Origin of the sequence: Salinicola sp. 4072 (genome assembly GCF_036663415.1) — a bacterium.
GTDB classification, from domain to species: Bacteria; Pseudomonadota; Gammaproteobacteria; order Pseudomonadales; family Halomonadaceae; genus Salinicola; species Salinicola salarius_A.
Window position 1 is genome coordinate 201,331 of the sequence record NZ_JAXOVV010000001.1, and the last position, 22,090, is coordinate 223,420.

Below are 22,090 nucleotides of genomic sequence, written 5' to 3' on the forward strand. Positions count from 1 at the left end.
GCTACTCATGCCCCCGAGATTGCGGCTTGTCGGAATTGCCAGAATTACCGGAATTGTCGGCGTTGCCAGAATGGTTCGCGCCCGAAACGGCGGTCAGCCGGCCGGCATTCGACCGCCCCAGAGCGCTGCGGCCTTTCTGCGCCGGGGTCTTGGCGAACTGGGCCAGCACCTGATCGCGCGGGCCAAACATGCTGACCTGCCCGTCCTTGAGTACCAGCAGCTTGTCGACATGCTTGAGTACGCTATTGCGATGGCTGATCACGAACAGCGTGACGCCTTCGGCCTTGAGCTGTTTGATCGATTCGCCCAGCGCCCGCTCGCCGCTGTCGTCGAGGTTCGAGTTGGGCTCGTCTAGCACCACCAGCACTGGATCGCCATAGAGCGCACGCGCCAGCCCGACGCGCTGGCGCTGGCCGCCGGACAAGGCGCCGCTGGAGGCACTGATATAGGTGTCGTAGCCGTTGGGCAGCTGCAGGATCATCTCGTGGACGCCAGCCTTCTTGGCCGCTCTGACGACCTTCTCGGGATCGACTTCGCCGAAGCGGGCGACGTTCTCGCTGATGGTGCCGTCGAAAAGCTCGATATCCTGCGGCAGGTAGCCGATATAGGGGCCGAGTTCGTCACGGTTCCACTGGGCGATCTCGGCACCGTCGAGGCGCACCGTGCCGACCTGCGACGGCCAGATACCCAGCAGCACCCGCGCCAGGGTGGACTTGCCGGCGGCGCTGGGGCCGATGATGCCGATGTGCTCGCCCTTGTCGACGTTGAAGTTGATGCCGCGAATCGTCGCCATGCGTACGCCCGGCGGCGCTGCGGCGACGGTCTCGATGGCGATATCGCCACGCGGGGCGGGCAACGACATGCGACGCTGCTCTTCGGGGATCTGCTCGAGCAGTTCGTTGAGGCGATGATAGGCGCTGCGCGAGCTGACGAAGCCCTTCCAGCTGCCGATCATCTGGTCGATCGGCGCCAGTGCCCGGCCCATCAGGATGGAGCCGGCGATCATCATGCCCGGCGTCATTTCGCCTTCGAGTACCAGCAGCGCACCGAGACCGAGAATCAGCGACTGGAACAGCATGCGCAGCACCTTGGACGCGTTGGTCAACGCCCCGGCACGGTCGCTGGCCTGCGACTGCTTGGAGAGGAATTCATGATGCTTGCCGGCCCAACGCCCCATGATGCCAGGCAGCATACCCATGGCGTGCAGCACTTCGGAGTTGCGCAGGTTGGAGTTGGCGAGATCCTGGGCCTTGATGTGGTCGCTGTTGGCTTCGGCCAGCAGCGACTTGGTGGCCTTCTCGTTGGCGATCGCCAGCGTCAGCAGAATGAGACCTGCCACGGTGGCGAAAACACCCAGCCACGGGTGGAAGAGATAGAGCACGGCCAGGTAGATCGGCGCCCATGGCGCATCGAAGAAGGCAAACAGGCCGTTGCCGGTGAGGAACTGGCGCAGGTTGGTCAGATCGCTCAGCGGCTGGGCCGTCTGCTTGCCCTGGGTCAGCACGCTGCGCCGGAACATTGCGCTATAAAGCCGCTGGTTGACCATCTTGTCCAGCCGGTTGCCGACGCGAATCAGAATCCGCGAGCGCACCAGCTCCAGCCCACCCATGACCATGAACAGGAAGACCACGACCAGGGTCAGCATGAACAGGGTTTCTTCACTGCGGGAACTGATTACGCGGTCGTAAACCTGCAACATGTACAAGGGGGGAACCAGCATCAACAAATTGATGAACATGCTGAAGAACCCCACCGAGAAGAATGACCCGCGACACACCTTGAGGGCGCGTTGCAGATCGGTGGCTTCTTTCTGGGTGGCCATGCAATCGCTCGCTATAAGGACGATAAAACGGAGGATGTAAGGTCAGTAGGCGTCCAGGCCAATGCTGACAGGGCGCAAAGGATACCAGATTCTCATCCGCATCATGAGGGCGGCATCGTAAGAGGGAATCATGAGAAGTCATAGAATAGATCGAGGCGTCGCAAGCGACGCCTCGATTAGCTGGTCCGGAATACGGCTATTCGATCGATCGGCCGATTGACCCGTTCGCAGGCGGCGATTTGAGCGGGTTGTGGGTCGCTTCAGGAACGGCCCGGATTTTCACGGCCTATTCCAGCAGGTTCCTCTGCTCGGCATCAGTGAGCATGGCGAGGGCAAACGCCACAAGCGTTTCCTCATAGCCATGAGCCGTATTGATCGCGTCGGCCAGAACCTGAGGAGACTCGATATATTCATGGATCATTTGATTGCGTGTCTGACGAATCTCGAGCCATTTGTCGGCAGAATCGAGTACGCCAAGTTTCTCGGCGCGGTCCAGGTTATCGGCCACGGCGCCCGTTCTTTCGCCCAAGGCACGTAGCCAGAGCGGAAGCAGCTTGTCTCCGGTCGTATCCTGAAGCCGGCAAAAGCGGCTGGTATAGGCTTCCAGTTTTTCTGCCAATGCTTCGTCTTCACCCAGCATGGCGGCACGCTTCTCGGTAAACGGCGAGACGAATACGCTACCCGATGAGTAGCGAAGATGGTGAATCTCACGCTCGACCACGCGTTTCAGGAAGCGCAGCCGCTCCGAAAGATTGTCGTTCATACAAAAACTCCCTGTTCTCGCGCCAGCCTGTGTATCGCCTGCTCGCTGAGGTTCGGCGCACTCAGAAGCACGTCTACCTTGCGCCCGTACATGGCGCGTGTGATGCGTACGCTTAGCCGGGCAGCAAGCTGTGCGGGATGCTTCACTGGCTCGTCGAGCTCGATGAACAAGTCGATGTCGCCACCACGAGCGGCATCGTCCAGCCGTGAGCCGAATAGCTTTACGGAGACGCCAGGGCCAAGCTCGTCAGTGACGATATTCTGGATGGTCTGTCGTTGGGTATCTGTCAGGCGCATGGTGTTCATCCATCCCGGCAAGGCGTTCTGTCAGGTCGAGTTGCGACGTTGCTCATAGCCAATTTGACGCCATATATTCGAAGAGATCGCCGGTCAGGCAGGCGGAGTGCTCAGCCAGGGCTACGCGGCGAGTGGCTCTCATCGAACCTCTGCCCTACCCGTATTATATGGTCGCGTAGCGCTTCGTTATCGATATCGCGATAGCGCACGATATCGAACAGGTAGGGAGTGTTGAGCTCGTCCAGGCGATTCATGAGCGCGGACAAGTCATCATCGGGGATATCGCCGTACAGTGCCAGATCGATATCGGAGCCGGGGCGGAACGTGCCTTTGGCTCTCGATCCATAGATGACGACCTTTTCTATACCGGGACATTCAGCCAAGACCCGACGAATGGCCTCTATCGCACTTTCTGGTAAGCCAAACATCAGCGATACCGCCCCATTGTCTCCCGAAACTGTTTCAGAGCCGGGTAATAACGCTCGACGATGTTCCTGAACTCTGTCTCCAGAATGCTGTGGCGGTACGCATGCACCGTATGATTACGGGTTTCTATCATATCCATCCATACCTGCCCGTCTTCCAGCAGGCCGATATTGAAGGCATGACGGGCCGCGCTGCGTGATCCGGTCACGTTCTGGATACCTTCATGCTCCAGGTAGTCCTTCATGACCTTCCAGGCCAGCTCGTGAGTGAACTCGAAGCGCTGGATAACGCCTTCCTTGATGATATCCAATGTCGTGTCGCCGTAAGCTTCAACAGCTTGTTCCAGCTGAGAAAGCGCATTGACATAGTTGGAAAATCGCTGCTGCCAACGGATCTCCATCGCCTTCCCCTTCTATCGTTTACTGCACGTGTCGTTTACTGCACGTGTCGTTTACTAACACGTATCATTTACCGCAGCGCGCCGTTGGCGCGCTGCGGGACACCACTCAGCGATAGACCGGCAGGCGCGAGCAGACGGCTTCGACCTTGGCCTTGACTGCGGCTTCCGCCTGGCTGGAGTCGCCCTGCTGCATGGCGTCGAGGATGTCGCAGATCCAGCCGGCCAGGTCGCGGCATTCGGTTTCGCCGAAGCCACGCGTGGTCACCGCCGGGGTGCCGATACGCAGGCCGGAGGTGACGAACGGGCTCTGCGGATCGCCGGGTACGGCGTTCTTGTTGACGGTGATGTGGGCACGGCCGAGCGCGGCATCGGCGTCCTTGCCAGTCAGGCCCTGCTTGACCAGCGACAGCAGGAACAGGTGGTCTTCGGTGCCGCCGGAGACGACTTCGAAGCCGCGTTCGATGAACACGCCGGCCATCGCCTGGGCATTCTTGATCACCTGCTGCTGGTAGGTCTTGAACTCGGGGTCCATCGCTTCCTTGAAGCAGACCGCCTTGGCCGCGATGACGTGCATCAGCGGGCCGCCCTGGCCACCGGGGAAGACGGCGGACTGCAGCTTCTTCTCGATGTCGGCGTCGTTCTCGGCGGAGAGAATCAGGCCACCGCGCGGGCCGCGCAGCGTCTTGTGGGTGGTGGTGGTGACCACGTGCGCATGCGGCAGCGGGCTCGGATAGAGGCCGGCCGCGACCAGCCCGGCGATGTGCGCCATGTCCACCAGCAGGAAGGCGCCCACTTCATCGGCGATCTGGCGGAATTTCGACCAGTCGATGATCTGCGAGTAGGCGGAGAAGCCGGCGATGATCATCTTCGGCTGATGCTCGCGCGCCAGCCTGGCGACTTCTTCGTAGTCGATCCGGCCGCTCTCGTCGATGCCGTACTGGATCGCGTTGTAGTGCTTGCCGGAGAAGCTCGGCTTGGCGCCGTGGGTCAGGTGACCACCGGCGTCCAGGCTCATGCCGAGGACAGTGTCGCCGGGCTTGACCAGCGCCTGGAAAACCGCGCCGTTGGCCTGGGAGCCGGAGTGCGGCTGCACGTTGGCGTAGGTCGCGTCGAACAGCTCCTTGGCGTAATCGATCGCCATCTGCTCGACCACGTCGACATGCTCGCAGCCGCCGTAGTAGCGCTTGCCGGGATAGCCTTCCGCGTACTTGTTGGTCAGCTGCGTGCCCTGGGCCTGCATCACCCGCGGGCTGGCATAGTTCTCGGAAGCGATCAGCTCGATGTGGGCTTCCTGGCGCGCGACTTCCTGCTGCATCGCGTCCCAGAGGGCGTCATCGAATCCGGCAATCTGCATGTCTCGGTTGAACATCGGCGGGTATCCTCGGCTCGGGGATGATTCGTCCTGGCGCCAACAGGGAACCGCTACTGACGGCACAGGCTCGGATTTGGTGGGCGCATGATACCCCAGCGCCAACACCCTTTCCTATGAAAGTGGGTCATGCGCTGGACCATAATTTCTCACGTTGGCTTTAGCTTCGTTAAAACATGCAGCTCAGGTCTCTCCCAGCAGCCGCAGGCTGGCCATCGGCGCTTGGCGGCGGCAGCCCCGCGAGAGCAGATAGCCGATCCCGCCCACGATCGCTGCGCCCAGTACGGGCATGACGCCCCACATCAGCCAGTGCATCCGAGGCGCCAGACCCAGCCAGCCGTAGATGCCGAGGGCAGACGCCTCGGCCAGTGCCGCGCCCAGCAGCCCGCTGGCAAAGCCGAGCAGCGCGAACTCGGCCCACTGCATGCGCGCCAGGGTGCGGTTGCCGGCGCCGAACACCCGCAGCAAAGCGCCTTCGTGGGCACGCGCCGGGCGGCTGGCGGTGAGCGCCGCGTAGAGCACGCTAATGCCGGCCAGCAGCACGAAGCCCAGCACGAACTCGATGGCCCGCGTCACCTGGCCGAGAATGCCGCGCACCTGTTCCAGCAGCGCCTCGACATTGAGCACCGAGACCCCCGGATACCGCTGCACCATCTCGCCCAGCATCTCGTTCTCGCCAAGCATCTCGTTGCCGGCATCGGGCAGGTGGAACGAAGTGATGTAGCTGTGGCCGAAGCCGTCCAGGGCGCCGGGCGGGAAGATGATGAAGAAGTTGGGCTGGAAGCTCTCCCAGTCGAGATGGCGCAGGCTGGTGACCCGGCCGGTCACGCTGTCGCTGCCGATGGTGAACGTCAGCTCGTCGCCCAGCGAAAGGCCGAGCCGGCCCGCCAGCTCCTCTTCGACCGATATCGGCACCGAGCCGTCGCTCGCTGTCGCACTGTCGGCATCGGAGCCGCTCTCGGCGTCGAACCAGGCCCCTTCGGTAATCCGGTTGCCTTCCGGCAGCGTCTCGCGCCAGGTGAGGTTGAGGTCACGCCGCAACGCGCCGTCGGTCTGATGTTCCTCCGGCACCTGCTGTTGCGGGGGTTCGCCGTCGATGGCGGTCAGCCGCCCCCGCACCATGGGATAGAGGCCGCTAGTGGTATCGGCGGCGCTGTCGATCAACGTTTCGACGCCGTCGCGCTCCTGCGGCTGGATGTTGATCGCGAAGTAGTTGGGCGTATCCGCCGGCAGCTGGGCCTGCCAGGTCGTCAGCAGGTCCCCGCGCACCAGTGCGATGATCGCCATCGCTGCGAAGGTGACCGAGAACGCCAGCAGCTGGCCCAGACTGGCGTTGCGTCGTCTCGCCAGCTGGCGGCCGCCGAGCTGCCACGCCCTGCCCTTCTGGCTGCGTTGCGGCAGCCGCGCCAGCACGGCGAGCAGCAAGGTGAGCATCAACTGGCCGAGCCCCCACAGCACGACCAGCGCCACCAGACCGCCGAGCAGAATGCCCACCGACAGCAGCGGATCGCCGGAGTAGAGCCAGAGCAGCGCGCCGAAGACCAGGCTGGCGACGACCACCACCACCCAGCCCGACGCCGGGATCGGGTCGAGCTCCCGGCGCAGTACCTTGAGTGCGCTGACCCGCTTGAGCCGCAGCAGGGTCGGGCCGGCGAAGCCAACCAGCACCGCCAGCGCGGTGAGTACGCCCATCAGCCAGGGCATGCCGCCGGGCGGGGGCAGTTCCAGCGGCAGGAAACGCGTCAGCAGTGCCAGCAGCGCGGCTTGCCCAGCGAGCCCCAGCAGCGCCCCGACGGCCGCCGCGACCAGCCCCAGCCACGCCAGCTGCCAGGCGAAGAGCTGACCCAGCTGGCGTTGGGACGCGCCGAAACAGCGCAGCAGCGCCGCCGTGTCCAGATGGCGGTCGACATAGCGTCGCGTGGCCATGGCGACCGCGACACCGGCGAGCAGCACCGCAGCCAGCCCGGCGAGGCTCAGATATTTCTGCGCCCGATCCAGCGAGCGGCCCAGGCTGGGGCGGTCCACGCGCACGTCGCGAATCTCGACGCCCGCGTCGCGCAGCGCATCGAGCCGGCTTTCGAGACCATCGATCGCCGCCGGCGGCCCGGCGGCCAGTATCTCGTATTCGATCCGCGAGCCGGGCCGGACCAATCCGGTCGCCTCGAGATCCTGCAGGTTGAGCATGATGCGCGGCGCCAGGCCGGAGAATCCGCCCTGCTGGTCAGGCTCGCGCTCGATCAGCCCGGCAACGGTCAGCGAAAGCGAGCCGACCTGCACCGTGTCGCCGATACCGGCATCCAGCAGTTGCGCCAGCCGTGGCGCGATCCAGGCGCTACCAGGTGGCGGGCCGTGCGCCAGCCCTTCGATACCGTTGCCCCGGTCGACGCGAACCTGCCCGTAGAGCGGATAATGGTCGTCCACCACCTTGAGCCCGGCCGGCTGGAAGGCATCCGCCTGGCTGACCATCGATACCAGGTCGACCTGATCGCTCAATTCGAGCCCGGCCTGGCGCAGCGTCTGGCGGAGTTCGTCGTCGAAGGCCTGGCCCTGCTCCAGCACCAGATCCCCGCCAAGCAGCTGGCCCGCCTGGCGGGTCAGCCCGCGGTCGAGCCGGTCGAGGAAGAAGCCGATCATGGTGGTTGCGGCTACGGCCAGCGCCAGCGCCACGAACAGGGCCCGCACGTCGGAAGCGCGCAGATCGCGCCGGAGCCCCTTGAGCGATAGTGCGATCAGGTTCATGCATCGACCTCTTGCCGCTGCCGTTCGAGCGCCTGCAACCTGCCGCCTTCGAGCTGCAGGCAGCGATCGCATCGTCTGGCGAGGGCCATGTCGTGCGTCACCAGGATCAAAGTCGTGCCGGACTCTCGGTTGAGCTCGAACAGCAGATCGATGATACGCTTGCCGGTTGCCTCGTCGAGGTTGCCGGTCGGCTCGTCGGCGAAGACGAGGTCAGGGTCGGTCACGAAGGCACGCGCCACCGCCACCCGCTGCTGCTCGCCACCGGAAAGCTGCTTCGGCAGGTGGTCGAGGCGCGCGCCCAGGCCAACGCGCTCCAGGCATTGACGACTTTTGGCCGCTATGTCTTGCCGTGGCGACAGTTCCAACGGCAACATAACGTTTTCCATGGCGGTAAGAGTGGGTAATAACTGGAAGTTCTGAAAAACGAAGCCGACGCGCCCCGCACGCAGTGCCGCCCGCCCGTCTTCGTCGAGAGCGCTCAGGGATTGGCCGAACATTTCGAGCTCTCCCGAGCTGGGCGAATCGAGCCCTGCGAGCAGGCCGAGCAGCGTCGACTTGCCGGCACCGGAACTTCCCACGATGGCGACACTCTCACCGCGTTCGACATCCAGCGCCAGCGATTCGAGGATAACGAGCTCTCGTTCCCCGCTCGTCACCCGTTTACCGAGTTGGTTGGCGTATAAAATTCGCTTTTGCTGATCGTCCGAGGAGTGAGACATGGTGCCTGGTTTCCCTGTGCCTGAGTTCGAGTTGCCTTTCGCCAATATGCCTGTCACCAAGGTGCTTTTCACCAAGATGCCTTTCGCCAGGATGGCAAGGCGCTGTGCAGGTGCCGCGCTATTGTTGTGTCTTGCCGTGCTGTCGCTGACGCCCGGCGCGGCGCGTGCCGATACCGTTCTGGTCATGGGCGACAGCCTGAGCGCGGCCTACGGCATCGACCCGCAGGCGGGCTGGGTCAATCTCCTGAAACAGCGGCTCGGCGATGAGCACGAGGTCGTCAACGCCAGCATCAGCGGCGAGACGACATCCGGCGGCTCGGCACGGCTACCCGACATTCTGGGACAATACCATCCCGATATCGTTCTGCTGGAGCTCGGTGGCAACGATGGCCTGCGCGGGCTCTCCCCCCAGCAGATGCAGGTCAATCTGGCCAAGATGATCGAGCGTAGCCAGGAGAAAGGCGCCGAGGTCCTGTTGCTCGGTATCGAGGTCCCTCCCAACTATGGTCCCGCCTATACCCAGGCCTTCCGTGAAGTCTTCGCGCAGTTGGCCAGCGAGCACGACGTGCCGTTGGTGCCGTTTCTGCTCGAGGGCGTCGACCTCGACGGCATGCTCCAGAGTGATGGCATCCACCCCACTGCCGAGGCACAGCCGATCATCCTCGAGAACGTCTGGTCGCAACTGGAACCAATGCTCTCCTCCTCGGACGAGGATGAGTGATCCTCTTCGCGTCGAGTCTGTTGTCCGTCGGACTGGATCTGCGCCAGCCCTCATGCCCGCCGATTTCGCCGGCATGCTATCGTTAACGCCTTGAAAAGACTCGCAGCATGGCGAGACGAGACACGCTTCGACGAGGAGTTTGACGATGGAGGCAGAAACGGCGCTGGTCGCAGCCTACGAACTGGATGGAAAAGGCGGCGGCACCCTGCTCAGCGTTCGCCAGTTGCGCGAGGCCTGGGCCGATCCCCAGCGTCCGCTGTGGATGCATCTCGACTTTCGGCATGAAGACGTTCGCACCTACCTCGTGGATATCGCCGGGCTCGACGAGGCACCGGTCGAGGCACTACTGGAAGAAGACACTCGCCCCCGCGTCGCCAAGTTTCGCAATGGCGCCGTCAGCACGCTGCGCGGTATCAACCTCAACCCCGGCGCCGCGCCAGAAGATCTCATCTCACTGCGTATCTGGATTTCCCCCAACCGCCTGATCACCCTGCGCCGACGACCACTGAAATCGGTCGGTGACGTGCGCGAACGTATCGACAACGGCGACGGCGCGCTTTCGGTGCCGGACCTGCTGGCATGGCTGACGGAGACCCTGGTGGACAGGGTCGGCGATGTCGCCCACGAACTCGACGACCGCCTGGGTGAACTCGAGGAGGATCAGTTGAGCGATCGCGAGATCGAGCCGGACGACCTTTCCCGGCTGCGACGTTCGCTGATCACCTTGCGGCGCTTCATGGGCCCGCAGCGTGACTGCCTGGACCAGATCGCCCATGGGCCGGAGTGGTTCGACGAAGACACCAAGGTATCGATCCGCGAGAGCGCCAACCAGCTTTCACGCTACGTGGAAGACTTCCACGCCATGCAGGAGCGCGCGCTGATCCTGCAGGAACAACTCTTCAGCGAACACAACGAGCGCCTGAACCAGCGGATGTACATGCTGGCGATCGTCACCACCGTGTTCCTGCCGCTGAGCTTCCTGACCGGCCTGCTGGGCATCAACGTCGGCGGCATCCCCGGCGCCGAAAGCCCCTACGGCTTCATGATCTTCCTCACCATTACCGTCCTGGTCGGCGGCTGGGTGATGTGGTTGCTCAAGCGTAAGCATTGGTGGTGAGACGAGCTGCGAGCTGCGAGCTGCGAGCTGCGAGCTGCGAGCCGCGAGCCGCGAGCCGCGAGCCGCGAGCCGCGAGCCGCGAGCCGCGAAAAGCAGAGTGTGGCCTCCGGAAATCCGCAAAGCTCGAAGCCCGAAGCCCGAAGCCCGAAGCCCGAAGCCCGAAGCCCGAAGCTCGAAGCTCGAAGCTCGAAGCTCGAAGCTCGAAGCTCGAAGCTCGAAGCTCGAAGACAGGATGCGATTATCGCTATTGCCGTAAGGGGTTGGCTTTGCTTTTTCTTCCCGCTTCCAGACGCGTAGCGCCGCTCTTCCAGCTTCAAACTCTATCCGTATGCCCCAGATCCCGTTCGGGATCGAGACGGTCGCGAACGCGCCGCTTCAGTTCCTTGATATCGGGAAAGCCGCCGTCGCGCTTGCGCTCCCACAGCGTCTCTTCGTCGTAGAGCACTTCGAAATGCCCGCCGTGGCTGGGCGCCAGAGCTACCTGCTCGAGATCTTCGCCGAAGGTCTGCAGCAGTTCCTGGGCATACCAGCCCGCACGCAGCAACCACTGGCATTGGGTACAATAATGAATACGAACCTTGGCCATCTCTCTGTTCTCCCGAGCCGGTGGCACGAATCTGCCGCACTCATGCCGACAGCGTTGAAAACGCCCATGATGCGCTCGGCCGGACGGCTCGCTCAAGCAGAGAGAGGGAAACGTCGTGTCGGCAGCGTCGCGTTCGGCGCCCAGGGTTCCTCGTAGACTGCCTGTCGCCAATAGCTTGTCACTGGGATAACAGAAAACAGGGAACGTTTTGCATGTCAGCCAATGAAGCCAGCCTCACTCGCCTCTTCGAACGCGTCACCGGTGATGAAGACAGCCGCATGTGTCGCGACATCTCCGACGAGGCGTGTCAGGAACAACCCGGCAACTTCTTCCGTCATCTCGTCGCCGCACTCGGCAACAAGCTCGCCGACGAACTCTCCAACGCTCGCCTGATCCTGCCGTGGCTGATGGGCGCGATCGGAGCACCGGTGTGGATGGTCGGGCTGCTGGTACCCATCCGCGAGGCAGGCGCCCTGCTGCCGCAACTGCTGATCGCCGGCTACATCCGGCTGCGCCCGATCCGCAAATGGGTCTGGGTCACCGGCGGCATCGTCCAGGCGATCGGCGCCCTGCTGCTGGCGCTACTGGCGCTTTTCGGTCACGGCAGCTGGGGCGGCGCGCTGGTACTGGTCGCGCTGACCGGGCTGTCGCTCGGCCGGGGGCTGTCGTCGGTTTCCACCAAGGACGTGCTGGGCAAGACCATCGCCAAGCAGCGCCGAGGCACGCTGATGGGATGGAGCGCCAGCGTCGCGGGGGCGCTCACCCTGCTCGTCGGCGCCGCCATGGTCGTCATCGGGGATCAGCCCGGCACCTGGGCGCTGGCCATCCTGCTGTTCGCCGCCGCGCTGGGCTGGGGCCTGAACGCACTCTGCGCCGCCGCGATACGCGAAGCGCCGGGGGCCACCGAAGGCGGTGCCAACGCCTGGGACAGCGTCAAGCAGGGCGTTTCGCTGATGCGCCGCGATCGTCGCTTTTTGCATTTCAATCTCTCGCGGGCGCTGCTGCTGTCCAGCGCGCTCGCCCTGCCCTACCTCGCCCTGCTGGGCCAGCAGAACAGCGGCACCGACCTGGCCAGTCTCGGCATCCTGATCGTGACCTCCGGCGCGGCCAGCATGGTCGCCGGCCCGATCTGGGGGCGTCTGGCCGATCGCTCCAGCCGCCGGGTGATGCGCAACAGCGCCATCGGTGCGGCGGTATGCTGCCTGGCGGGCGCCGCCTGCGTGTGGTTGCCAGCAGCGGCACGCGAAAGCGTCTGGCCCTATGCGCTGATCTACGGCCTGCTGATGATCGCCCATGCGGGAATACGCCTGGGCCGCAAGACCTACGTCGTCGATCTGTCGGACAGCAACACCCGGGCGCTCTACGTCGCGTTTTCCAATACCTTCACCGGCGTCCTGATGCTCGTCGTCGGGCTGCTGCTCGGTGGCCTGGCGCAATGGCTGGGCAGCGCCGGCCTTCTGCTGCTGCTTGCGGCGCTGGCCGTGGCGGCTGCGCTCAGCTCTCATGCTCTGACGGAGGTCGAGGACGCGGACGACGCGTGAAGCGTTGTAATCCCGAGACGCCGTGGCATGATGTTCGATCGTATCGACCCTACAACCCGTCGAATGCCCAGTCTGGAGGCAAGGATGGCCAGTACCAGTAAACGACCGCCCATGATCAGCCCGGCGCTACTCGAACGTATCGTCAACGCCTCGGATGACGGCATCGTGGTGGCTGAACAGGAAGGCGACGAGAACATTCTGATCTACGCCAATCAGGGCTTCGAACGCCTGACGGGCTACAGCGTCGACGAGATTCTCTATCGCGACTGTCGCTTTCTGCAGAATGGCGATCGCGACCAGCCGGCCATCGACCGGGTGCGCACCGCCCTGCGCGAAGGCAAGCCGTGCCGCGAAGTGCTGCGCAACTATCGCAAGGACGGCAGCCAGTTCTGGAACGAGCTCTCGATCACGCCGGTCTACGACGAGGAAGACAGGCTCACCTATTTCGTCGGCGTGCAGAAGGATGTCACCAGTCTGATCGAGACCCTGCAGGAACTCGAGGCGCTGAAAGCCGAGCGCGATCCGGCCTGAAACCTCAGCAGAATCCTGAACTTATCGCCGCCTTGCGCGGCGATAGTTTTTTTTAACCAGGAAAATCTTGTACCCGGCGGCATTCGACGATATATAGCCCGGAGCGTCACTGAGATGCGATTTCACGGGAGGGCTAAAACATGAGCCGTGAGGATTACGTCGAGGATCAGGATTTTTCCGAAGCCATCAACGACGAGCAGTTCGAACGTCCACGCAGCAGCAAGGCGGATACGCTGCGTGCCAGGCGCCAGGTCGAGGCATTGCTGGAAGAGCGTCGTCTGAAACGTGCCATCGAAGATGACTGGTACAACGATTTCGGCGACGAAGAAGAGTAGGCCGACAGCGGCTTTCCGCATTACCCCCGACGGGCGCCTCCAGGCGCCCGTTCGCATTGTCGGCATGACTCGTTTACCCTGCCTGTCAGACGCTGGGCCCCGTTGACGGGCGCTGCAGCGATGACTGCCTGTTTTTATCCACTGCGAATTACTTTCTATCCACTGCGAATTACTATCGGATTTCCATGGCGCAATATGTTTACACCATGAACCGGGTGGGCAAGATCGTCCCCCCGAAGCGCGAGATCCTGAAAGACATCTCGCTCTCCTTCTTCCCCGGCGCCAAGATCGGCGTGCTCGGTCTCAACGGCTCGGGAAAATCGACGCTGCTGCGCATCATGGCCGGCGTCGACACCGAATATAACGGCGAAGCCCGGCCGATGCCGGGCATCAACATCGGCTACCTGCCGCAGGAGCCCGAGCTCGACGACAGCAAGAATGTCCGCGAGACGGTCGAGGAAGCCCTCGGCGAGGTCAAGCAGGCCCAGGTAGAACTGGAAGCCGTCTACGCCGCCTATGCCGAGCCGGATGCCGATTTCGATGCGCTGGCCGCGCAACAGGCGCGTCTGGAGAACATCATCGAGGCGGCCGACGCGCACAACATCGAGCGCAAGCTGGAAGTCGCCGCCGAAGCGCTGCGCCTGCCGCCGTGGGAAGCCAGCGTCGGTCATCTTTCCGGGGGCGAGCGTCGTCGCGTGGCACTCTGCCGCCTGCTGCTCTCCAGCCCGGACATGCTGCTGCTGGACGAGCCGACCAACCACCTGGATGCCGAATCCGTCGCCTGGCTCGAGCGCTTCCTGCACGACTATCCGGGCACCGTCGTGGCCATTACCCACGACCGTTACTTCCTCGACAACGTCGCCGGCTGGATCCTGGAGCTCGACCGCGGCCACGGCATTCCGTTCGAAGGCAACTACTCCCAGTGGCTCGAGTCCAAGGAGCAGCGTCTCGCCCAGGAATCCAAGCAGGAAGCGGGCCGCCAGCGCGCGATCAAGCAGGAACTGGAGTGGGTCCGTCAGAATGCCAAGGGCCGACAGGCCAAGAGCAAGGCGCGTCTCAACCGCTTCGAGGAGTTGCAGTCCGGCGACTACCAGAAGCGTAACGAGACCAACGAGATCTACATTCCGCCCGGGCCGCGGCTGGGTGACAAGGTCATCGAGTTCCACGATGTCAGCAAGCGCTTCGACGAGAAGATGCTGTTCGACAATCTCTCCTTCCAGATACCGACCGGCGCGATCGTCGGGATCGTCGGCGGCAACGGGGCCGGCAAGTCGACCCTGTTCAAGCTGATCGCCGGCAACGAGCAGCCGGACGGCGGCGAAGTGGTACTGGGCGATACGGTGGACGTGGCCTACGTCGAACAGCTGCGCGACCACTTCGACAACTCCCAGACCGTGTGGGAAGCCGTCTCCGGCGGCCAGGACATCCTCAACATCAATGGTTACGAGGTCTCTTCACGCGCTTACGTCGGCCGGTTCAACTTCAAGGGAACCGACCAGCAGAAGCGCCTGAGCGAACTCTCGGGCGGGGAACGCGGACGCCTGCAGCTGGCCCAGACGCTGAAGCAGGCCGCCAACGTGCTGCTGCTCGACGAGCCGTCCAACGATCTCGATATCGAGACCCTTCGCGCGCTGGAAGAGGCCCTGCTGGCCTTCCCCGGCTGCGCGCTGGTCATCTCGCACGACCGCTGGTTCCTGGACCGTATCGCCACGCATATCCTGGCGTACGAAGGCGATTCCAACGTCGTCTTCTTCGAAGGGAACTACACCGAGTACGAAGCGGATTACCACAAGCGGGTCGGCAACGACACGCCGAAGCGAATGAAGTACAAGCGTATCGACGCCTGATTCGCTGCCCGTCTTCATCCGGCAATACCAAATACCCCGCCATCAAGGCGGGGTATTTGTTGGAGACTATGTCTGTTGGAGGCTATGCCTGTTGAAGTCCATGTTGATTGGCGACTGCGGTCCTGCCAGTCTTCAGCGACCTCGTCCGCGAATCAGCGAGACGACGAACAGGATCAGAAAGATCACGAACAAGACCTTGGCGATCGTCGCTGCGGCACCGGCGATACCGCCGAAACCCAAAACCCCGGCAATGATAGCGACGATGAGAAAAATCACGGCATAGCTAAGCATGGCAACTCTTCCTGTGCTGACCCATTGGACTTGCTGGCGACGGTGATATCAGCCGCCTGCCAAGCCACCCTCTCGTTCCGTGAGGGCAAACTAAGCCTTGTCGTTTATTGCATTTTCGTCAAGTTCCGCGCTCGCGTGCCCGTTCAGTAAAACGACGCCTCGCCCGGCGGGCGGGTCTTGAAACGCCGGTGAAGCCACAGGTACTGCTCCGGATGGCGGCGGATCGCCTGCTCGATGAACGCATTCACCTGCGCGGCGTCGGCCACATCATCACCACTCGGGAAGTTCTCCAGCGGCGGCAGGTATTCGAGCGTGTAGGTCCGGTCGTCGGGGTTGCGGTGAAACATCAGCGGCATGACGGGGGCGCCTGTCATTCTGGCGATCTTGGCCGTCAGCTTGATCGACGCGGCGGAGATGCCGAAGAACGGCGCGAAGACGCTCACCTCGCGGCCGAAATCCTGATCCGGCGAGTACCACACGGCATGGCCCGACTTGATCCGGCGGACGACGCCGCGCAGGTCGTGACGGTCGATGGCCGCGCCGAAGATGCCACGCCGGGCGCGGGTCATGAAGTCCTCGAACACCGGGTTGTCGTGCGGCCGGTAGACCACATCGGCGGGGAAGAACAGCGAGTGCAGCGCGCCGCCGAGATCCAGGGTCGAGAAATGGATGCCGATGATCAACGCGCCCTTTCCCTGCGCCATGGCCCGTTCCATGTGCTCGGTTCCCTTGAAGGTCACGCGGTGACGCAGATGCTCGGGATCGCGGCACCAGCCGGTAGCGGTTTCGAGAATGCCGATCCCGTTGGCGATGAAGGTCTTCCTGACCAGCGCCGCGCGCTGCCGGTCGTCCAGCTCGGGAAAGCACAGCGCCAGGTTGGTGTCGGTGATATGGCGGCGTCGTTTGGCCAGCTTCCAGGTCAACAATCCGATGCCTCGCCCCAGTGCCAGCTTGAGACGCCAGGGCAGCATCGCCCCCGCTCGCATCAGGCCGATGCCGAGCCATGCTCCCCAGTAACGGGGGTGAGCGCGATTGGGGGGATAGGTTTTCTTGGCCATGTTCCTTCCGATTCTCTATGCGTGCCGGTCTATGAATGCCGAATAGTGTAGCGAACTGCAGCAAACGACCTCTACGCGCCTTCGTGGTAACGTCGCGGCACCCTCGGCAGCAGCCCGGTCAGCAACGTATAGCCGATGGTATTGCAGTGGCCCGCGACCTCGTCGACGCTCAGCCCTCGGCCCCACAGCACCACCTCGCTGCCGATGCCGGCGTCGGGCAGGTGACTGATATCCACCGTCAACATGTCCATCGAGACGCGCCCCACCAGCGGGCAGCGGTGACCATCGACCAGTATCGGCGTGCCGTCGGCAGCGTGGCGGTCATAGCCGTCGCCATAGCCAGCAGCGACCACGCCGATTCGGGAAGGGCGCGAGGTGTACCAGCGCGCGCCATAGCCGACCGGCTCTCCGTCGGCCAATGACTGCACGGCGATCAGCCGCGAGCGCAGCGTCATCACCGGTTTCAGCGAGATATCGGCAGGCAGTTCCCCTTCCAGCGGATTGCTGCCGTAAAGCATGATCCCGGGGCGATTCCACTCGCCGTGAGCCCAGGGTCTGGTCAGCGTGGCCGGCGAGTTGGCAATGCAGACCGGTGCGTCGAGACGCTGTCGGACATGGTCGATGAGCCGCCGCTGGCGCTCGAACTGTAACGTGTCGGACTGATCGGCACTGGCGAAGTGGCTGATCAGGTGGATATCCCGAACTCGGTGAGAAGCCGCCTTCAATCGCGCCCAGCGGTCGACGAACGACTCGGGATCGTAACCCAGCCTATGCATTCCGGAATCCAGCTTGAGCCAGACCGTCAACGGTTGCGCGGCGGGATGGTTCAGGACGGCGTCCAGTTGCCAGTCGCTGTGTACGACCTGCCACAGTTGCAAGGCCTCGACGCGGGCCAGTTCCTCGGTCTCGAAGATGCCTTCCAGCAGCAGTATCGGCCGCTGGATGCCCGCTTCACGCAGGCTCTCGGCTTCTTCCAGCGAGGCGACCGCAAACGCTGGCGCCGCGCTCTCGAGCGCCTGGGCGCACGCCACGGCACCGTGACCATAGGCATTGGCCTTGATCACCGCCATGGAACGGCTTCCGGGTGCCAGTTCGCTGGCAATGGCGTAGTTGTGGCGCAGCGCGTCGAGATCGATATCGGCGATGAGAGGCCGGGCCATGAAACTTCCTTCGAAACGGGCAGAGGAAAACCGGCGGCTGCCACCGGTCGATCGTGGTCATTTTACCCTGCCTGACAGCCTTCGCGGCATCGGGAGACGATAAAGGCTGCCTCCGGAAACGACGACGCCGCTGCTGGGGCAGCGGCGTCGAGGCGACTTCCTGCGGACGCTATCAGAACCGTATCAGGACGCCGGCGGCGGCGTGGGCCGCGCACCGATATCCTCGACGGAAGACGAGACGCCGGCATCGTCGACCTCCGTCAGCGACACGGGATTGCTGTCGCGCAGCCAGCGGTTGGTCGCACGGATCACGTCGAGATTCAGCACGCCGGTCTGCTGGCGCAGCTGCAGCAGGTCGGTGACGTAGGTGTAACGGGCGTCGGCGTAGTTGGAGATGGATTCGTAGAGCGACTGCTCGGCATCCAGCACGTCGACGATGTTTCGCGTCCCCACCTCGTATCCGGCTCGTGTCGCTTCCAGGGCACTGCGACTGGAGACGATGGCTTCACGCTGCGCCTCGACCGATTCCACGTCGTTGCTGACCTGGGCAAACAGGGAACGCACCTGCTGCATGGTGTAGCGACGCTGGTCCTCGAAGTCGTACTGGGTCGCTTCCAGCGTGTAGGTGTTCTCGCGTACCGCGGCGCTGGTCGAACCACCGGTGTAGATGGGCAGGTTGGCCTGCACGCCGATCTGCAGGTCTTCGTTATGGCCGCGAAGCTCGTCGCGGTCGTTGTTCGAGTAGGAGTAATCCGCGAACGCGTCCAGCGTCGGCAGGTGGCCGGCCTCGGCGATATCGACGCCGGATTTCGCCAGCTCGACCGCAGCCTGGGCGTATTGAATGGACGGGCTGCTGGACAGCGCCAGCTCGACCCAGTCGTCGCGACTGGCTGGTACGGGAGGCTGGATCGGCAGCTCGTCATCGAGCCCTTCGATGCTGTCGTACTGCTGCCCCGTCAGGCGCTCGAGCGTCTCGAAACTCACCTGCAGGTCGCTCTTGGCAGCGATACGCTGCGCACGTGCCGAGTCGAAGGCAGCCTTGGCCTCGTTGACATCGGTGATCGCCACCAGGCCGACGTTGAACTGCTCTCTGGACTGCTCGAGCTGCCGCCCGATCGCCTTTTCCTGGGCCTGGCGTGCTTCCAGCACTTCCTTGGCGCGCAGAATCTCGAAATAGGCCTCGGAGACATCGTAGAGCAGCTGCTGCTGGTCGATTTCCAGCTGCAGCGCCTGCTGGCCGACCTGCTTCTTGCTCTGCTGGTACTCGTACCAGTTGGTGGCATCGAACAGCGCCTGGGTAACGCTGACACCGATGCTGCTGCCGTTGTAATCCTCGCCGCTGGATGATGAGCCGGTACCGGCGGCGGCCTGGCTACCGCTCGAACCAGCGTAGCTTTGACTCTCCAGCGAGTCATAGCGATACAGACTCCCGGTGGCGCTGGCCTGCGGCAGCAGATCGCCGCGTTCCACATCCTGACCCGCTTCGGTGCTCTTGAATGTCGAACGCGATGAATTCAACGTTGCCGAATGCTCTAGCGCGTCCTGAGTGATGGTCAAGAGATCTGCCGCGTGAACCGAGGGGGCGAACGCTGCCACGACCAGCAGCGAAATGGCATGTCGCAGGGGAGAGCGCGACGGCAACGAGATGAGAGGCGACATCGAGAAATATCCTATCGTTGAGCACTGGTGACGATACGAATCCGGCTGTGCGAGTCCATGCAAGCATGCACCACAAGCCACGGATGTCGTCGGCATCGCCCAGAAACCCAATCATGGCTGTTTTTCTGGCGGACTCGAGACGCCAACGACCGTCGACGTCATCCGGGACCACACAACAAACGACCGAGGCGCCAGCAACACAGCTGACGCCTCGGCTTGAGGTTTACATACAATGCCGCATGTATGCCACCGGATCAATAGCATGGCCGGTCTTCACCGGCATTTGCGCATTCGTCATGTTCCCGGAACCGGCCTATTCGAAGATCGAATCCATCGACAGGCCCTGCTTTTCCAGCATCCGGCGCAGCTTCTTGAGCGCCTCGACCTGGATCTGGCGCACGCGCTCGCGCGTCAGGCCGATCTCTTCGCCGACCTCCTCGAGCGTGGCGGCCTCATGCCCGCGCAGGCCAAAGCGGCGCAGAACGACTTCGCGCTGCTTGTCGCTCAGCTCGACCAGCCATTCGTCGACGTGCTGCTTGACGTCGTCGTCGACCAGGTTGGATTCCGGGCCGACCTCGTTCTCGTCCGCCAGCGTGTCGATCAGGGGCTTGTCGCTCTCGGCACCCATCGGATAGTCGACCGAGGAGACGCGTTCGTTGAGTCCCAGCATGCGTTTGACGGTGCTCACCGGCTTGTCGAGGAACTCGGCGATCTCTTCCGCGGTGGCCTCGTGGTCGAGCTTCTGGGTCAGCTCGCGAGCCGCGCGCAGGTAGATGTTGAGTTCCTTGACAACGTGGATCGGCAGGCGAATCGTGCGCGTCTGGTTCATCAATGCCCGCTCGATGGTCTGGCGAATCCACCAGGTGGCGTAGGTCGAGAAACGGAAACCGCGCTCCGGATCGAACTTCTCGACCGCACGAATCAGGCCCAGGTTGCCTTCTTCGATCAGATCGAGCAGCGACAGTCCTCGGTTGAGATAGCGTCGGGCAATCTTGACCACCAGGCGCAGGTTGGATTCGATCATGCGCTGACGCCCCGCCGGATCGCCCTTCTGGGCAAGGCGACCGTAATGCACTTCTTCTTCGGGCGTCAGCAGGGGTGAAAAGCCGATCTCGTTGAGGTAGATCTGCGTCGCGTCGAGGCTGTGGTGGTAGGAGTTTTCTTCACGGCTCAACGCCTTTTCGAAAGCGTTTTCATCATCCTTGCGACCCGTGTCATCGCTATCGACTTCCGCGGTATCGACACCGTCGAGCTCGACATCCTGAATTTCCCGTTCAAGCATGCTCATGTCCACTACCCCCAATCTTGGCTACCTGAGTACCTCGCCATGGCAATCCCGCTCCATGGCGATCGCATGTTCCTTGCCGTTTCGAACTTCCCTAGGGGCCGTTGGATCCGCGCCTCGCCAATCATCTTTTCGAACACCGTCCTCGACGCCGCCTTCCGGGAGGGCTACGTTGAATGCGGATGTACGAATGCGGTCACTGACGTTGGATCCAGAAAGCCCTGTCACAGCGGTCTTGGGCGCCGATCCGAAGATCAGCGCGCAGGCAGGTATTGCAGTGGGTCTTGAGGTTGTCCGTTCACGCGAACTTCGAAATGTAGCTCGACCTGGTCAGCATCCGTCTGCCCCATGGTAGCTATCGTCTCTCCGGCCTCAACGACGTCGTTTTCCTTCACTTTCAACGAGTCGTTGTGTGCGTAAGCGCTCAAGAAGCGATCGTTGTGCTTGAGGATGATGAGGTTGCCATATCCCCGCACGCCATCGCCGGCATACACCACAATCCCTGGTCCGGCTGCTTTGACAGGTTGCCCCTTTTGACCGGCAATATCAATGCCGGGGGTTATGTTCGAATCATCATCGAACTTGCCAACCACCTGGCCGCTGGCGGGCCACTGCCATGGCACGTTCTCGACCGGTTTGTAGGTCCGATCCGAACGGTCCGGCGCCCCGCTGGGCTCGCCAGCCACTTCCGTACCCGCATCGTTTCCGGAAGCCGCCTGCGTACCGCCTGAACTCATGGAAGCAGAAGAGGATGACGATCCCGTGTCAGCGGGTTTCGCAGTGGAACCGGCATTGCCGGGCTGCCCGGAGCGCGTATCGGTACTGGCCACCGAGGCGCCCTGCGGCGATCCCTTGCCAGCGGCGTCCCTTGTGCCGTTCTGCGCTGTGACGGGGCCCGGCGCGGAAGGCGAAGCGTTGCTGCCAGCGGCTTGCCCGCCCTGCTGCGGCGAACTCTGAGCATTGGCATTCCCGGCGCCAGCCGTGGCGTTACGCCCTTCCGCGGGCAGCAACCAGGATGGGTTGTCGACCTCCCCCGTCGCGGACTGAGACGAGCCAGCGCCGCTACCCGCAGCGCCGAGTCCCGTTGCGGTCACGCCGCTGCTCGCCACAGCCTGCCCGCCGCTGACACTGGCGCCAGGCTTCAGCCGGAGCTGCTGTCCGGGCTCCAGGCGGTAGGGAGGCGAAATGCCGTTGAGCTGGGCCAGATCGCGAAAATCGACCCGATTCTGCCACGCGATGCCGTAGATCGTGTCGCCGCTCTTGACCGTGTAGGTCGAGCTCGCTTCGCTGTTACGGCTGACGGAGAGATCCTGCACCTGCGGCCGGCCGCTCGAGGACGTGCAGGCATTCAGCCCGACAGCGACAACGGGGAGGAGCCCCAGTAACAATGCAGTTCGACGCTTGCTCATAAGAAAATTCCTTTTT

The 22,090-nt window shown here is 63.1% G+C and carries 21 protein-coding genes; 6 read left to right on the forward strand and 15 right to left on the reverse strand.

Annotation, left to right across the window (positions count from 1 at the left end; genetic code table 11):
* Position 1: 1 nt before the first annotated feature.
* The 8 genes from R3F72_RS00855 to R3F72_RS00890 form a co-directional block, all read right to left on the reverse strand.
* Entirely contained in the window at positions 2-1,822 is a 1,821-nt protein-coding gene (locus R3F72_RS00855) for a type I secretion system permease/ATPase (protein WP_332778677.1), read from the reverse strand.
* A 286-nt stretch (positions 1,823-2,108) separates the two neighbouring features.
* Positions 2,109-2,585 (reverse strand): hypothetical protein, encoded by a 477-nt coding sequence (locus R3F72_RS00860; protein WP_087717798.1) that lies wholly within the window; start codon positions 2,583-2,585, stop codon positions 2,109-2,111.
* A complete protein-coding gene (locus R3F72_RS00865; protein ID WP_087717797.1) occupies positions 2,582-2,881 on the reverse strand; it encodes a nucleotidyltransferase domain-containing protein in 300 nt (99 codons plus the stop codon). Before R3F72_RS00865 ends, R3F72_RS00860 begins: the two co-directional genes overlap by 4 nt.
* A 110-nt stretch (positions 2,882-2,991) precedes the next feature.
* Positions 2,992-3,309, reverse strand: coding sequence for a nucleotidyltransferase family protein (locus tag R3F72_RS00870; protein WP_332778678.1), 318 nt, complete (start codon positions 3,307-3,309; stop codon positions 2,992-2,994).
* Positions 3,309-3,707: a nucleotidyltransferase substrate binding protein gene (locus tag R3F72_RS00875; protein ID WP_332778679.1), complete on the reverse strand. Its 399-nt coding sequence runs from the start codon at positions 3,705-3,707 to the stop codon at positions 3,309-3,311. Before R3F72_RS00875 ends, R3F72_RS00870 begins: the two co-directional genes overlap by 1 nt.
* 106 nt (positions 3,708-3,813) lie before the next feature.
* A complete protein-coding gene (gene glyA, locus R3F72_RS00880; RefSeq protein WP_332778680.1) occupies positions 3,814-5,076 on the reverse strand; it encodes a serine hydroxymethyltransferase in 1,263 nt (420 codons plus the stop codon).
* A gap of 183 nt (positions 5,077-5,259) precedes the next feature.
* Positions 5,260-7,815, reverse strand: coding sequence for an ABC transporter permease (locus R3F72_RS00885; protein WP_332778681.1), 2,556 nt, complete (start codon positions 7,813-7,815; stop codon positions 5,260-5,262).
* A complete protein-coding gene (locus tag R3F72_RS00890; protein WP_087717792.1) occupies positions 7,812-8,534 on the reverse strand; it encodes an ABC transporter ATP-binding protein in 723 nt (240 codons plus the stop codon). The genes R3F72_RS00885 and R3F72_RS00890 overlap by 4 nt, the downstream gene beginning before the upstream one ends.
* Between R3F72_RS00890 and R3F72_RS00895 the strand changes: the two genes are divergently transcribed.
* The gene (locus R3F72_RS00895) at positions 8,533-9,255 is read left to right on the forward strand and encodes an arylesterase (protein WP_442978317.1); all 723 of its coding nucleotides are present in this window, start codon (positions 8,533-8,535) and stop codon (positions 9,253-9,255) included. The two genes, R3F72_RS00890 and R3F72_RS00895, sit on opposite strands and share 2 nt — an antisense overlap.
* 145 nt (positions 9,256-9,400) lie before the next feature.
* Positions 9,401-10,372 carry a zinc transporter ZntB gene (locus R3F72_RS00900; RefSeq protein WP_332778682.1) on the forward strand — a complete coding sequence of 324 codons (972 nt, stop codon included), beginning with the start codon at positions 9,401-9,403 and terminating at the stop codon, positions 10,370-10,372.
* Positions 10,373-10,685: 313 nt separating this feature from the next.
* Here the strand turns inward: R3F72_RS00900 and R3F72_RS00905 are convergent, their stop codons facing one another.
* Positions 10,686-10,958 (reverse strand): SelT/SelW/SelH family protein, encoded by a 273-nt coding sequence (locus tag R3F72_RS00905; protein WP_087717790.1) that lies wholly within the window; start codon positions 10,956-10,958, stop codon positions 10,686-10,688.
* A 212-nt stretch (positions 10,959-11,170) separates the two neighbouring features.
* On the opposite strand from R3F72_RS00905, the gene R3F72_RS00910 reads away from it, so the two are divergent.
* From R3F72_RS00910 to ettA, 4 genes are all read left to right on the forward strand, one after another.
* Entirely contained in the window at positions 11,171-12,499 is a 1,329-nt protein-coding gene (locus tag R3F72_RS00910; protein WP_332778683.1) for an MFS transporter, read from the forward strand.
* Positions 12,500-12,583: 84 nt separating this feature from the next.
* The gene (locus R3F72_RS00915; protein ID WP_332778684.1) at positions 12,584-13,030 is read left to right on the forward strand and encodes a PAS domain-containing protein; all 447 of its coding nucleotides are present in this window, start codon (positions 12,584-12,586) and stop codon (positions 13,028-13,030) included.
* A gap of 140 nt (positions 13,031-13,170) precedes the next feature.
* Complete coding sequence (locus R3F72_RS00920; RefSeq protein WP_071231588.1) at positions 13,171-13,365, forward strand: PA3496 family putative envelope integrity protein; 195 nt, start codon at positions 13,171-13,173, stop codon at positions 13,363-13,365.
* Between the two features lie 185 nt (positions 13,366-13,550).
* Complete coding sequence (gene ettA / locus R3F72_RS00925) at positions 13,551-15,212, forward strand: energy-dependent translational throttle protein EttA (protein WP_332778685.1); 1,662 nt, start codon at positions 13,551-13,553, stop codon at positions 15,210-15,212.
* A gap of 132 nt (positions 15,213-15,344) precedes the next feature.
* Here the strand turns inward: ettA and R3F72_RS00930 are convergent, their stop codons facing one another.
* The 6 genes from R3F72_RS00930 to R3F72_RS00955 form a co-directional block, all read right to left on the reverse strand.
* Positions 15,345-15,503, reverse strand: coding sequence for a DUF1328 domain-containing protein (locus R3F72_RS00930; protein WP_071231586.1), 159 nt, complete (start codon positions 15,501-15,503; stop codon positions 15,345-15,347).
* Positions 15,504-15,646: 143 nt separating this feature from the next.
* Complete coding sequence (gene lpxL, locus R3F72_RS00935; RefSeq protein WP_332778686.1) at positions 15,647-16,561, reverse strand: LpxL/LpxP family Kdo(2)-lipid IV(A) lauroyl/palmitoleoyl acyltransferase; 915 nt, start codon at positions 16,559-16,561, stop codon at positions 15,647-15,649.
* A 71-nt stretch (positions 16,562-16,632) separates the two neighbouring features.
* Positions 16,633-17,721 (reverse strand): alanine racemase, encoded by a 1,089-nt coding sequence (gene alr, locus R3F72_RS00940; protein WP_332778687.1) that lies wholly within the window; start codon positions 17,719-17,721, stop codon positions 16,633-16,635.
* Positions 17,722-17,904: 183 nt separating this feature from the next.
* Positions 17,905-19,380 (reverse strand): TolC family outer membrane protein, encoded by a 1,476-nt coding sequence (locus tag R3F72_RS00945; protein ID WP_071231583.1) that lies wholly within the window; start codon positions 19,378-19,380, stop codon positions 17,905-17,907.
* A gap of 313 nt (positions 19,381-19,693) precedes the next feature.
* A complete protein-coding gene (gene rpoS, locus R3F72_RS00950) occupies positions 19,694-20,668 on the reverse strand; it encodes an RNA polymerase sigma factor RpoS (protein WP_332778688.1) in 975 nt (324 codons plus the stop codon).
* 251 nt (positions 20,669-20,919) lie between these two features.
* The gene (locus R3F72_RS00955; RefSeq protein ID WP_332778689.1) at positions 20,920-22,074 is read right to left on the reverse strand and encodes a peptidoglycan DD-metalloendopeptidase family protein; all 1,155 of its coding nucleotides are present in this window, start codon (positions 22,072-22,074) and stop codon (positions 20,920-20,922) included.
* Positions 22,075-22,090 lie beyond the last annotated feature (16 nt).